Here is a 14,063-nt window from a genome sequence, read left to right as displayed (position 1 = left end):
TTTGGTTGGAACGAGCTGAAGTCTGCCTCGGTAATGTTGCAGAAATATTTCATTGGTCAATTAAATATTAATATTCATCGTAATATCTTCTAAGAAAAAGCCCTAAATATAGCTATAACAGTGGTTTCGGGGTAGTTTAATGAATTGTGACAATTTGATGAATTCTGACTTGAGTGATTGCATTTAGCCTAGCTGACAGCTTTTTTTGGAGGTTTACCGCTTAGCTTCTATCCCGTAGAATTGCACCATTGTATTTTTCTTCTTTAATTAACGAGAGCCTTCTATGTGGTTTAAAAATCTCACCTTGTATCGTTTCAATAAGCCTTTTACAACAGACACTGAAACATTAGAAACGGCCTTAGCTGATTTCACTTTCTCACCTTGTTCAAGCCAAGATATCAGTAAATTTGGTTTTTCAAATGCCCTTGGTAGAAAAGGCCAAGCATTAGTACACAGCGCTGAGAATCGCCATTTAATTTGCGTCACTAAAGAAGAAAAAATTCTTCCAGGCCAAGTGATCAAAGAAGCTTTAGATGAAAAAGTGGCCCAAATTGAAGAGCTAGAAAGCCGCAAAGTCACCAAGAAAGAAAAAGACACCATTAAAGATGAAATCACTACCACGCTTTTACCTCGAGCATTTTCTCGTCGTAGTCAAACTCATGCACTCATCATGCCTGAGCTAGAGATGATTTTAGTCGACAGCTCAAGTGCGACTAAAGCCGAAGAGTTACTCGCGTTACTTCGTAAAGCAATAGGCAGCTTACCCGTTATCCCACTAAGCTATGCCACTCCAATCGAGTCGACCTTAACTCAATGGTTACAAGCGGGTGCAGCGCCGGCGCCATTTGAAATGCAAGATGAAGCCGAACTTAAGTCAGATTCAGACGAAGGCGGCATTGTGCGCTTTAAGCAACAAGTACTCCAAGAAGACGAAGTACTTGCCCACATTGCAACAGGTAAACAAGTGCATAAATTAGCCTTACATTTTGGCCAGTCGATTGCCTTTTTAATGCAGTCTGATGCCAGCATTAAACGACTTAAGTTTTCTGAAGAATTTAGAGCCGGTAATGATGAAGTCGGTACCGAAGATCCACTGGCTCGTTTAGATGCTGACTTTTCCTTAATGGGCAGCGAATTAGTGGCCTTCATCAATGCGGTTAATCAAGCATTTGGTCCTTTAGAACAGAGTGTTTAACCCCCGTAGGGATGCCCGATGAAACTTTATGGTAGCTTCACGTCTCCTTATGTACGCCATTGCAGAATTGCCTTATTGGAGTCGAGATTAGATTGTCAATTTATTGAAACAGATCAAGTCAGTAGCGCAAAGCTATCGCCAACTAAACGGGTGCCATTTTTACACGATGAAGAGTTATCATTAACTGATTCCAGCGCAATATTGCGCTACATCCGTCAAAAGTCATCAAAAACCTGTCTTGACACTGTGATAGAACTTGATCAATTTTGCATGATAAATACTGCGCTAGACAGTTCAATTAACTTATTTTTTCTGTCTCGTGATGGCGTTGATATTGAGCGTGTTGATTACACCATAAGACAAGCACAACGCATTAAAACATCATTAGCAGAGTTTGAAAAACTTGAGCTACCGTTGCACGGACCGTTTAATGATGTGCAATTGCGATTGGGTTGTTTTTTAAGTTGGGCGGTTTTCCGCCAACGGATTAATATCGAAGATTATCCTAAATTAACACTTTTTTTAGCGGCAATAGAAAAAGAGCCATTTTTTATCGAAACAGCTCCTCCTGCGTAATCGTCACATAAAAATGCCCTGTTCTCAGGGCATTTTATTTATCATAACGGCTCGCATCTCAATACTGAATGAGATATACAACCAAGCCACTTCAACATGCTCGTTTCAAAGCCCCTTAGGATAACTGAACAAGGCCGTGATTGAAGAGAATGGTGACGCCCTTGTAATATCACTATTCCTAAAACCTAGATCGCTGCGCTGCTAGGACGCTACGCGGCTAGATTCTATAAAAGCGGACAGCACAGCGAAGCTGTCACTATCGCTTGAGGTAACAAGCGGTGACGAGCGAAAGGGCGATAACAAGCCAAGAGCTTAGCCGCGAGACCGCTTTATCCGTGAGCGCAGCGTTCGCTTGTTATCGTTTCTGAAGCGTCACATCTCCACATGCTGCATCCTGCATTTCAAGGTCGTTTGGGTATATGCAAATCAACATTTTAGTCAGTGGATTTAATCCAATCGCCTTTGTCATCAAAAGGCCAATCAACACCTAGCCAGGCTTGATAGAATGCTTTCTGAGCATCGGAGACCTCAGCCACAGCTTCAATCGACAACTCGCCTTTAGGTTGTTCCGTCAGCTGTAGACTCACCTCTTTTAAACGATCATCACTAAATAAACTGAGCTTAATCTTATCGCCGACATTAAAATCGTTAAGGCGTTTAGTGAATCCATCCGCAGTCACTTTTAATCCATTAACCGCCACTATTTCATCACCTGCAGCAATACCAGCATTCCATGCTGGGCCATGTTTTAACACATTAGCAATCGTCAAGTCACCGTGTAACTCAGACAGGGTCATTCCCGCATCGATAACGGTTTTAGGGGCTTTACTATAGGTGGTGATTAACCCTGCATGGGCGAGTAATTCATCAAACGGCAAACTAAACGGTTGATTAACAAATTCTTGCCACCAGGGTTGATAATCTTTACCAGATAGCGTTTTCAAAATTGATTGCACATCTGCAACCTTGTAGCCCATTGGCACTTTATATTGCTGATAAAGTGCTTTATGAACATCACGATAAGAATGTTCAAGTTGGGTATCACTCAGTAAGCTAAAATCGAGCGCCATTGAAGCCAAATAACCTTCAGAGTATATGTTGACACTGTGGTTGACCGCATAGTCGCCCCAAGTACTGCTCCATTGACCTAAACTGGCTTCTGCAACAGATTGGATTTCACGGCCAGGATTATGCTGATTAAGCACAATCCGTTTACTTAAATCGTCAAAAAATTCTTTAGCTGTCATCACGCCAGCCCGCAACAATAATTGATTTTGGAAATAACTGGTGGAGCCTTCAACCATCCACAGTAAATCCGTCATGTTTTCTGACTGGTAATCATAAGGCACCAGCCCTTGAGGGCGATAGGATTTTACATTCCAAGAGTGAATAAACTCGTGAGAGGCGGTACTGATAAAACGTAAATAATCTTGGCGCTCACGAAAGTTAAATCGTGGTAGCTGGATAACTGTAGAATTGAGGTGCTCTGTTGCGCCACTTGCACCGCTGGTTGCATGCACCATGTAAACATAGCGTTTAAACGGATAATCAGCCCAAATAGTCGAGGCCTGGCCGCTTATTTTACGTAAATCGGTAAGAATTTGAGTCGTGTCATAATTACCCTCACCCCAAAATACCACTTCATATTGACGATCGTCAGCCTCGAAACTAAAATGCTGGTTTATTCCAGTTTCAATTGGCGAGTCAACTAATACATCATAATTGGGCGCTTTAAATGAATGTGACGTACTGCCTTTATCCATGCCGGAATAACTCTGCCAACCTTTAGGCACTGCCATATTAACCGTAACGGGTTGCTGACTAAATGCTGGGCTATACATAAATACTCCACTGCCATCTAAAAAGGCATGACTATTATCAATGTGACGCAAACGGTCACCAAGCTCATTGGCATGTAGTTGATAAGTCACTTTAACGGCTGTGGGTTTGATTAATGCTATTTGCCATTCTCCGCTGGCGGTGCGCTTCCAAGGTAATGACTGACCTTTGCTGTCGGTCGCATTAAACAATCTTATGCCATCAGCAATGGGTAATACTTGATAACGACCCATTCGCCATACTGGTAAATTAACGGTTAACACTTTTAAGTCAGTTTGAGGAAATGAAACACTCACCTGAGCTAAATGGTGCGCGGGTTGATTAATATCGATATGGTAATCGACATCAGCAATTGCTGGCGTTGTCCAGCTCATCGAAAAAATGGCACTGCTGGTAAAAATTGCAAGAGAAGTAGGTTTCACTCTAGGTTCCTTCTGGTATGATTCTATTGTTTTTATTTTAAATTCCAAACAATTATAACGATCTAGACTCATTAACACAGTGGTAAATTACAACTTGATTGTAAAAACCCATAAGCTACCTCAACCTAATAGAGGTTGGCTTTGCATTTTGTGTACAATCAAGTCCACGTTAACTATAAAGGTCTCTATTACTATGCTGCGATGTTTTACTCTTGTCATATTATGTTCGATACTATTTAGTTCAGCGGTTTGTGCAAGAGATATTGAACAGCAAGAAATATTGTTCAAAGAAAATCCACAGAAGCTTTATACCAAACTAATAAGGGCAACCGAGTTTCCTTTGAAATTTTCGAATAGAGCGGAGTTCGAACAAGTCGCTGGTGAACTAAGTTACCAACCAAATGAACTTCATCGCGACTTAGAACTACTTGCTCGGTTGAATTTAGAAGCAAAACTTAACTCACCAACTAAATATCAAGATGCCGAATTGCTCATAACACAATTAGACGCCATCGCATCAACAACACTTGAAAAAGCGTTAATGGTTATGCTTAAAGCACGGATTAAGGGGCGTAAAAACCAAGAATATAATCAGGTGTTAGTTGAATATAATGATGCTTTGAATATGGTTAACACCGATGTAAGCCTAGAAAGCACGCTGTTCAAATTGACACTTCATGATCAATTGAGCATGCTACACTCATTGTTACTTCAACCAACACCCGCGTTATCTCACTTAAATCGTTACCGCCAAATCGCTTATCAATTACACAATAATTACTTAATATCAGATGCAGAAACGCAATTCGGTCGTTATTACAATCTTAATGGGGATCAGGCAAAGTCATTACAGCATTATAGTGAAGCATTTCGGTTAGCTAACAACTTAGATTATCCGGGAATTAAAGCCCATACACAGCTCAATCTTGCCCGAACATACCGTGATTTAGAACAATGGGATGATGCACTAAAATATGCCCATAATGCAGCAGAAATACTTCAAGCGATAGGCCAAGATGTTTACTTAGCCGAAACAATGACTGTCATCGCAATGATTTACGCAGGCCAAGATCAATGGAATAAAACCATCGATTATTATTTAAATGTCCAGCAAGTCAATGAGCGGATGGGAAACGAAATTGCAATAGGTCTCACATATCACAATTTAGGTGAAGCCTATTTTAAATTAAATAATTCCCAAGCCGCATTGAACGTAATGCAACGTGCAAATGATATATTTAGGGCACGAAAAATAGAGCATTACTTAGTCTATAACGAGCTACTATTTGCTCAAATATGTACCAGCGAAGGCATGTGGCCTGAAGCTATTGAGCACGCAAGTAAAGCCATTGAGTTGGCTAAAAAGAAACATTTAACTAAAGTTCAAACTGAAGCATTAGGTTATTTATCTACAGCATATCGCAAAACCAACAACCTCAATGCAGCACTTGAAACTGTCGATGTCATTGTTGAATTGATCAATAAATCACAAGAAAAAAAACAACAAACCAATGATTTTCCTGAACTCACTGAACAAAAATTAAAATTCGAACTGGGTTTATTGAGTAGTAAATTAGAACAGCAAACCGCTAAAAATAAATACAATCAATTTATCATTTTAGGGTTGATTATTGTGTTTAGTATTACGCTCATACTAATGGTTTTTTTCTACAGAAAATTTCAACACCGCAATATCTTGTACCATAACGCCCAACGTTTGAACACAATAGATCCTATAACACAAGCACAAGGTTACAGGGCGTTTATTCAACGGATCAACACCTTAAAACACCAAGAGCCTAAAGCATTAGCGCTAGTGAACATTAATGAATTGAACAATATTGATATTCGACTTGGACACACTGAATCAGTTGTATTGATGCAGCACTTTAATAGTCAGTTCAGTAAGCACCTAGACACTGAAGTGTTTATCATCCGTCCCGGGTTGATTGGATGTTATTTCGATAAGCAGTATGACGCAGCAATTATCTTAAATGCCGTAATAAAGAGCCTTAAACAATTACAAACAACTCAATTTACCATTCCTAACTTTGCTCGTAAATCAACAGAGCAATGTGCCAGCATTGGCCACATTAGTTTACCATTACTTGACAACCCTGATGTTAACATCAGTGCAGAATTGCAATTTGAAGCGCTGCAATACGCACTTGCTGCGGCTATGGAAATAACGGAGCAACCCGCATATATTTCACTGCGACCACTTAACTTTGCTCCCGCGGCTATTTTTATGCGGCCACTTTATTTAAATCTGACTCAAGCACTTAACCGGGGCATCATTCGTGCAGAAAGTAATCGTAATACCCAAGAGATCAACTGGCCGAAGCACTAATTGTTTTATAAACTAATAATTATAGATAATTAAACTGTTTTGTGCGGTAATTGGATTTACTGCACAATATTATTGATATAACAGTACTACAATATTAAATGTTAACCGATTAAATATCAACCAATTAAATGCTTAACGTTAATTAATGACAATCTCAAAAAAATCCCAATTGATGTCCACATTGATGTCCCAGACATGGCAATCAATGCCTTTAGATGACAAATGAGAGTAGGCACTGCAAAATGGAAGAGTCAAATACCGCGATAACTCAAATTTCGTTAATGAAGCAAAAGCTGCATGCAGCTAAACTTGCTATCGAAGAGATTAATATCGATCGCAATGACAAATTGAAAACACTGATTCAATTTATTTCTCATCTCAGTCTTGCTTGCAAAGGACAAAATTTAGAGCTCGACAACAAACTGGCAAAATTGCGCCACCATATGCACAATTTTGAACAAATAGACGAAGCGCTACCAGAACTGGTCGATATTGAACGATTATTGAGGTCCCAATATAGCCATACCATGACTCGTTTAGAAGATAGTCGTAATGGACTCAATCGAGTGATCCGTCAGATCCAACGAATTAATGCCGCGCCAGACAAACTAAAAAAAGAAATCACCTATTTTAAACAAGAACTAAGCAAACCGTTCCATACCGTATGGGAATACATCCCCAAAGTAGAAAAACTTATTTTTTTCTATGAAGAAATTTTGAAGCATGAATTTGCCGATGCCGACGATTACCAAATTTTACCTCAGCATATCCAGCTAGCCAAAGAGCTTGCCGCTAAGATCGCTGAAATTGAATTTAGAAAAGATCAACGAGACCAAATTCTAGTCATAAAAGAAGTGTTGCTTGGTGAGCTCAATTTAAGCAACTTGCTCGATTCTTACCAATCGATATTGAGTTTACTGTTAGAGAATATCGCTCGCGAAAAAAGCGCATCACAAGACTTTTTATTTGCCCTCAATGATGCCCTGATAATCGTGCGCGATGTGGTCAATAATACCTACAATAACAACCAACGCAGTGAGCAGCTTAAAGGCCAATTAAATAAAGAGATAAATTTACGCGTCAATACCGCTGATGAGTTAATTATTGATGCCGATAGTCTTAACGAATTAAAGATCCGACTGACGGTGCAGTTATCTTCGCTTCGCGATGCACTCTCTCGTAAAGAAGCGCTAGAACAACGTGAACAAACACTCTTACGCAAGTCAATTGAATCGATGCGTAAAGAACTCAATTCAATGAGCCAAGAATCTAATAATTATAAAGAAAAGCTATTTGAACATCAAAAGCTCAACCTCCTTGACCCGCTGACCCAATTGGCAAATCGTAGCGCGTTAGAAGACCGCATGGAGCAAGAATACCGTAACCATGTCCGCTTTAAAACGCCACTATGGATCGCGATTACAGACATAGATCACTTCAAAGTTATTAACGATAACTTTGGTCACAGCACCGGCGATAAAACCCTGCAAGTCATCTCAATGGCCTTAAAAAATTCATTACGTGATAGTGAGTTTGTGGCTCGTTATGGTGGCGAAGAATTTGTATTTTTATTGCCTGATATTACTGATGAACATATCTCTCAATTATTGAATCGCGTGAGAGAAAAAATTAAAAATATTCCGTTTAAGTTTAAAAATCAGAGAATTACAGTTACATTATCTATAGGTGCGGCACAAGTTATGGAAAATGAAACGCTTGAAGAAGCTTTCGAAAGAGCCGATGCGGCATTATACCAAGCAAAAAACAACGGCAGAGACCGAGTCGTTATTGATATCTAGCCCATCCCAAGACTTTTCTCTTTGGACTCGGCATCAGACACTCGAGTCCAAAGGAGTTGCTTATGATCGTAAAAATTAGTCCACGTGGTAGCTTAGATCAACTTTCTCAATTAGAAGTCGAACGCTTAAAACAAGGCGCAAAAAGCGACTTGTATCAGCTATATCGAAATTGCTCGCTAGCAGTATTAGCCTCGGGTGTCATAAGCGACAGCTCTGAAGAACTGTTTCGTCGCTATGAATCCTTTAGTATTAATATTTTACAGCGAGAAAGAGGCATACTGATTGAACTCATCAACCCCCCTATTCAAGCCTTTGTCGACGGTGAAATTATTGCGGGTATTCAAGAGCACTTGTTTGCCGTGCTGCGCGACATTATTTACATCAGTAATAAATACGATAATTTAAAACACATTGACTTAAGTAATGCGAGCCACATTACCAACGTCGTATTTGACATACTGCGTAATGCTCAAGCGATATCGCCAATGAAAGATCCTAATGTGGTGGTATGCTGGGGAGGACACAGCATCAACGCAGTCGAATATCAATATACCCGAGATGTCGGTTACCAACTTGGGTTACGCAGATTAGATATTTGTACGGGTTGCGGACCCGGCGCAATGGAAGGTCCAATGAAAGGCGCGGCAATTGCTCATGCCAAGCAACGAGTTCACAATGCTCGCTATATAGGCTTAACAGAACCCAGCATTATTAACGCTGAGCCACCCAATCAAATTGTCAATGAATTAGTTATTTTACCCGACATAGAAAAGCGTCTAGAAGCCTTTGTGCGTTTAGGTCACGGTATCGTTATTTTCCCAGGCGGCGCGGGTACCGCTGAAGAGTTACTCTATTTCCTTGGTATCTTATTAAATGATCACAATAGCAATATGTCATTCCCACTGGTGCTAACAGGACCGGCAGAAAGTGCTGATTACTTCACGGTAATTGATGAATTTATTGGGACTACATTAGGCACCGAAGCACAAAGCAAGTATCAAATCATTATTGATGACCCTATCAAAGTGGCACAAATAATGAAAGAAGGTATGCAAGATGTAAAAACCTATCGAAAAGAAAAAGGTGATGCTTACCAATATCAATGGTCGCTAAAAATTGAACCCGAATTTCAATTACCCTTTGATCCGACCCATGAAGTTATGGCAAATTTAAACCTTAACTTTCAGGACAATAAAGCTGAACTTGCCGCAAACTTACGCAAAGCGTTTTCAGGTATTGTCGCCGGCAATGTAAAAGGCGCTACCATTAAGTTGATCGAACAGTTTGGTCCCTTTAACATTAAAGGTGATGCTAAACTTATGCTCATGATGGATAAGCTATTAAACGCTTTTGTTAAACAACAACGAATGAAACTGCCAGGAAGCGCTTACGTGCCCTGCTACAACATAATAAAAACCAATGAATAAATTACTTATTATTGACGGGCTCAATCTAGTACGCCGTATTCATGCGGTGCTACCTGATGAAAACGATATTACTAGCGTACAAGAACGGGTTTTAGCTGCATCTAAAAAAATGCTGGTGCAGCATCAACCAACCCATTGCATTGTGGTCTGGGATGGCAGTGAGCCCTCTTGGCGTAAAACGCTGTATAGCGATTACAAAAAAGGCCGAAAGCCCATGCCAACGGCATTAAGTGATGGCTTGGCTAACATCAAAACCACACTGGCAGAACACGACATCCACTCTTTTGATGCCCAATCTGAAGCAGACGATGTTATCGCCACCATCGCGATGAAAATGATCAGCAACAATGGTGAAGTGGTCATTGTTTCAACCGACAAAGGCTTTAGTCAGCTACCCACAAAAAATCTCACCTTATGGGATCACTTCAACCAGCATGTTTTTGATGTTCAACAATATGAAAAAAAACTCGGCATAGAGCAATATCAAATGCTCGACTTTATTGCGCTAGCGGGCGACAGTGGCAATAAAATTCCGGGTATTATGGGGATCGGACCAAAATCAGCAGCCGACTTACTGAATAAATTCAGAACACTAGCTAATTTATATCGTTCTTTAGACAATCTTGGCGCCAAGCAGGCACATAAATTAGCCGAAGGAAAAGAGATAGCGCGAATTAGCTATAAATTGGCGCAGCTGCAATGCGATATGCCACTAAATATTAATTTGAAACAATTTAGAACCAATTTAAGACCAAACTAATAACAAACAATGTAATAATGTGACAATGAGATAATAAGAAATACAGACAGCAAACGTATTTATACCATAACGGATTAAACACATTATGAACTCAAAAGTGACTTATATCATCGGTGGAATATTCACTGCCTATTTACTGTTTGTTGCTGTGGTGATTTTTGTTTACGAACCGCAACCAGAAGACAGGGCATGGGATGATCGTGAAGCTTTCAATTTACAAAAAATGAGTGATATCCACTTTGGTCAAAGCCTTGATGAGATCCGAACGTTATTAGGCAGTGCTGATTTTGTCGAAGCAAAAACCGGCTTTGATGGACAATATCAAGTGATGTATTACCGTACTCACCATATAAAATCAGATGGCGAAACCACTAAAGAAGAATGCACGCCATTGTTATTTAGAGATAATCTTCTGATAGCATGGGGACAAGATACACAAGAACAATACTTTTCAGTGCCGATAACCGATCAAGTATCTCCGCAATAACACCCCCTTCTATCGACAGTGAACGCCCCACAGAGCCACTAAGTGTCGATCAATAGGCTTACGATAAAACGCCCTATCGGTATCAGCATAGGGCGCAGAAATCTCATTTAAAACAATCAAATTACGCTGTTTTAATCTGCTTTTTTATACTCCCGATAGGCTTCACCCTGGCGTAACCAATCTGGGGCTGGTGCCCCTTTTAAATAATGGTCAAAGTACTGTTTCATTTTAATGCTGTAATCAAGCTTATTGGGATACTTTTTCAAATGGTGTGGCTCATCTTCATATTGTAAAAATACCACATCCTTCCCTGCACGACGCATTGCTAGATACAACTCAATCCCCTGCTCCCAAGGCACTGCATCATCTTTATCACCAAACATGATCATCATTGGGGTTTGAATGCGATCAACATAGAAAATGGGCGAGTTTTCAATGTATTTCTGTGGCGCCTTAAACAGACTCTCTCCGATCCGGCTTTGACCTGTTTCATATTGGAATTGCCTGGCTAAACCTGACCCAAGACGAATACCACTGTAAGCACTGGTCATATTCGACACCGGAGCACCTGTCACTACCGCTTTAAAGATATTGGTTTGGGTTACCGCATATGCACTCTGATAGCCGCCCCAAGAATGCCCTTGAATACCAACAGCATTGGGATCGGCAACCCCCATCGCTATCAACTTTTGCACGCCTGCCGTCAGCGCTTTTACTGATGAAATTCCTGGATAGCCAATCTCAAAACGAATATCCGGTAGAAAAATAGCGTAACCATTATCAGCATACCAAGCAAAGTTAGGCCGGTGGTTGAGCTTCATGTCAGGAAAAGCATGTAATCTGTCACTCATAAAACGGTAAAAATAGACTAAGGTTGGATACTGTTTACCGGCTTGATAATTGGTTGGTTTAATTAATACCCCATCGGTGTTAATGCCGTCACCATCTCGCCAATGCACTAATTCAGCATTGCCCCATTTAAACGCGTCACGCTGCTTGTCCAGCTCGGTAAGCTGCAGCGCATTCTGTGGCGAGGTAATATCTGCAATATATAAATCTGGATACAAATCATAACGCTGCTTTGAAAACACCACTGCAGCGGCTTTATTGGCTCTAGCAAGCAAGGTTAATTTAGCCTTGCTTTGAGTTAAGCGGCTCACGCCAGCCACACCTATCTTGGCACTGAAAAAGCCGTCCGCTTTTGTTTGATGACTATAGCCTTGTAATAGCACTGTTTCAGCATCATTGACTACCGCGGGTAACGGTTTCTCTTGGGCTAAACCAACCAGTCTAAATTGAGTTTTCTGTTTTCGCCCCTCGCCCTTGGTCAACATAAACCCATTGTGCGCTGCGGTATTAAACTGCCATATATCATATTTATCATATACCGTAATAGCACTGTCATCGGCCAACCAAGGGCCAAAACCGTAACCGGGTGCCGCACTGGGATAATCATGATCTTCATTGGCAAAAGGGGTCGCAATATTCGCGGTTAAATTAACCCTGCGCGTTAACGCTATATCAAAAAGATAGACATTACCTTGTTGATAATAAGCTAAAAACTTACCATGAGGTGACAACGTCGGCATAGCATCACTAGGTTGCTGAGTTAATACGAGGATTTTTTGGCCTGTTTTGACATCAACCAAATACACATCACGATAAAAGCCTGCCCAGGTAACCATTTTCTGATAGGGCACATCGGAGCTGGCCAATAAGTAACGTGCTTGCTCGCCATAAGTGACATCAGGAACCGCTTGGTCGGCTAATTGAATTAACTTATTTGACTCAAGGTGTAAAACCGCTAAATAGGTGCGTTTTAACTCTTGCTCATATTCTTTAACTGCTTGGGGCTTAATTTTGGCATCATCACCATGCCAAATACGTAACTGTTTTTTAGCGGTAATAATGTCTGGATTAAACACATCACTTGGATTTTCAAAATCAGCTAATGCAGCTTGTTGTGCAACCTTTGGCACTCGTCCCACAAACAAACGTTGGCCATCTTTTGAAAACAGTAAGCTGGCATGCTGGTTATAAGTCCACCCTTCAGACTGAGCAAACTGGCGTTGTTTATCGTGTTGTACATCCAGTAACAACATATTGTACTCACGGCCATAGCGTATTGAACTCGCCATGCCTTTCGTTACTGCAACATATTGGCCATCATCACTGATGGCTAATGCTTCAATATGTTCATCAGTACTACTGTAAAGCTGACGCTGTGTTTGGCTATATAATGTCACTAACACCACTTGATGCTGCTGATTTTCAACTTTATTCACCACAGCAACGAAATGATGTACGGCTTTATCAAAAGCAAATTGAGTCACATCCGATAGTTGTGTTTGATGGTTAGTAGCCAAATTAATTAAGCGAATATCTGCCCCTTTATCGGCCTCCTCAATTTCAGCTTGCGTACTATCATGTTCTGTTTCACTGGTGTTTTTCGTCTCTGAAGCCGTCGTTTCTGAAGCTGTCTGCGCTAACTCTGCCGATCCAGCAGTAGTTGATTTAGACACTTTTGATTCAGGATCTGTCGACTCAGGATCAGTTGACTCTGGCTTGCTAACCTTAAACTTCACCACTAAAAAACGGCCATCATCGCTAAATGAAGCGGAATCGACCTTGTCAAATCGTTGCTGATTGCCATTTTTGGTATTGAGTAATACCACTTCATGGGGTAAATCGTCTTTCTCTTTGGTTTCTCGGTCAAATAAAGTCGCTTCGATTGTCGCCAATACAAATAGACCATCGGCACTGACGTTAACGTCCGTGCCATTGACAATTTCATATTGTTTGCGATTATCACTAAAACGAATTAATGCACGACTATCGCCCCTATCAGGTGTAGCCTGTACCGCAATCACTTTGCCATTATCAGAAATAATCGGCTGTTGTAAGGTTTCAAAATGCATAATGTCATCAAGGGACAGAGCACGTTGCGGGGCCGCATGGGCACTAAATGACAGACAGACTGCCAATGGAATTAAATTGAATAATTTCACAGTTTTCCTCTAATGGTTCCCGTAATAGATCGCAGTAATGGATTATCTATAATCTTAACCAGCAATAAATAATAAACACCAAGCATTACATTCGACCAAAGTCGTCTATATAAAATATGTTTACCGAATAAGCTAATGCTCGCCAATAAAATATAGAATCGCCGACATGTTTTCAAACTTAGATGGTTTACAAGTAAACG

General features: G+C 40.6%; 9 protein-coding genes. 7 read left to right on the top strand and 2 right to left on the bottom strand.

Going from position 1 to position 14,063, the window contains the following annotated elements; genetic code table 11:
* Positions 1-283: 283 nt before the first annotated feature.
* Positions 284-1,195 carry a recombination-associated protein RdgC gene (rdgC, locus tag EGC80_RS11840; protein ID WP_124014113.1) on the top strand — a complete coding sequence of 304 codons (912 nt, stop codon included), beginning with the start codon at positions 284-286 and terminating at the stop codon, positions 1,193-1,195.
* An 18-nt stretch (positions 1,196-1,213) separates the two neighbouring features.
* A complete protein-coding gene (locus tag EGC80_RS11835; protein WP_124014114.1) occupies positions 1,214-1,771 on the top strand; it encodes a glutathione S-transferase family protein in 558 nt (185 codons plus the stop codon).
* Positions 1,772-2,205: 434 nt separating this feature from the next.
* Here EGC80_RS11835 and EGC80_RS11830 read toward each other — a convergent pair whose 3' ends face one another.
* Positions 2,206-4,032 carry a M61 family metallopeptidase gene (locus tag EGC80_RS11830; protein WP_206191887.1) on the bottom strand — a complete coding sequence of 609 codons (1,827 nt, stop codon included), beginning with the start codon at positions 4,030-4,032 and terminating at the stop codon, positions 2,206-2,208.
* 340 nt (positions 4,033-4,372) lie between these two features.
* On the opposite strand from EGC80_RS11830, the gene EGC80_RS11825 reads away from it, so the two are divergent.
* The 5 genes from EGC80_RS11825 to EGC80_RS11805 all read left to right on the top strand — a co-directional run bounded on the left by EGC80_RS11825 (position 4,373) and on the right by EGC80_RS11805 (position 10,855).
* Positions 4,373-6,382, top strand: coding sequence for a tetratricopeptide repeat protein (locus tag EGC80_RS11825; RefSeq protein WP_164839460.1), 2,010 nt, complete (start codon positions 4,373-4,375; stop codon positions 6,380-6,382).
* Between the two features lie 242 nt (positions 6,383-6,624).
* Complete coding sequence (locus EGC80_RS11820; RefSeq protein ID WP_124014116.1) at positions 6,625-8,181, top strand: GGDEF domain-containing protein; 1,557 nt, start codon at positions 6,625-6,627, stop codon at positions 8,179-8,181.
* 62 nt (positions 8,182-8,243) lie between these two features.
* A complete protein-coding gene (ppnN, locus tag EGC80_RS11815; protein ID WP_124014117.1) occupies positions 8,244-9,608 on the top strand; it encodes a nucleotide 5'-monophosphate nucleosidase PpnN in 1,365 nt (454 codons plus the stop codon).
* The gene (xni, locus tag EGC80_RS11810) at positions 9,601-10,368 is read left to right on the top strand and encodes a flap endonuclease Xni (RefSeq protein WP_124014118.1); all 768 of its coding nucleotides are present in this window, start codon (positions 9,601-9,603) and stop codon (positions 10,366-10,368) included. Before ppnN ends, xni begins: the two co-directional genes overlap by 8 nt.
* 85 nt (positions 10,369-10,453) lie before the next feature.
* On the top strand, positions 10,454-10,855 hold the full coding sequence (locus EGC80_RS11805; protein ID WP_124014119.1) for a DUF3192 domain-containing protein: 402 nt from the start codon (positions 10,454-10,456) through the stop codon (positions 10,853-10,855).
* 131 nt (positions 10,856-10,986) lie between these two features.
* Here EGC80_RS11805 and EGC80_RS11800 read toward each other — a convergent pair whose 3' ends face one another.
* Positions 10,987-13,863 (bottom strand): prolyl oligopeptidase family serine peptidase, encoded by a 2,877-nt coding sequence (locus EGC80_RS11800; protein ID WP_124014120.1) that lies wholly within the window; start codon positions 13,861-13,863, stop codon positions 10,987-10,989.
* Between the last annotated feature and the right edge of the window lie 200 nt (positions 13,864-14,063).

The sequence above is a fragment of the Shewanella psychromarinicola genome, from assembly GCF_003855155.1.
In the GTDB taxonomy this organism is placed as follows: domain Bacteria; phylum Pseudomonadota; class Gammaproteobacteria; order Enterobacterales; family Shewanellaceae; genus Shewanella; species Shewanella psychromarinicola.
This window is presented reverse-complemented; position numbering and strand designations above follow the sequence as displayed.

Bases quoted from the DNA above. Each gene is read 5' to 3' on its own strand.
- xni (WP_124014118.1), top strand. From the start codon at position 9,601: ATGAATAAATTACTTATTATTGACGGGCTCAATCTAGTACGCCGTATT.
- EGC80_RS11805 (WP_124014119.1), top strand. From the start codon at position 10,454: ATGAACTCAAAAGTGACTTATATCATCGGTGGAATATTCACTGCCTAT.
- EGC80_RS11835 (WP_124014114.1), top strand. From the start codon at position 1,214: ATGAAACTTTATGGTAGCTTCACGTCTCCTTATGTACGCCATTGCAGA.
- EGC80_RS11820 (WP_124014116.1), top strand. From the start codon at position 6,625: ATGGAAGAGTCAAATACCGCGATAACTCAAATTTCGTTAATGAAGCAA.
- ppnN (WP_124014117.1), top strand. From the start codon at position 8,244: ATGATCGTAAAAATTAGTCCACGTGGTAGCTTAGATCAACTTTCTCAA.
- rdgC (WP_124014113.1), top strand. From the start codon at position 284: ATGTGGTTTAAAAATCTCACCTTGTATCGTTTCAATAAGCCTTTTACA.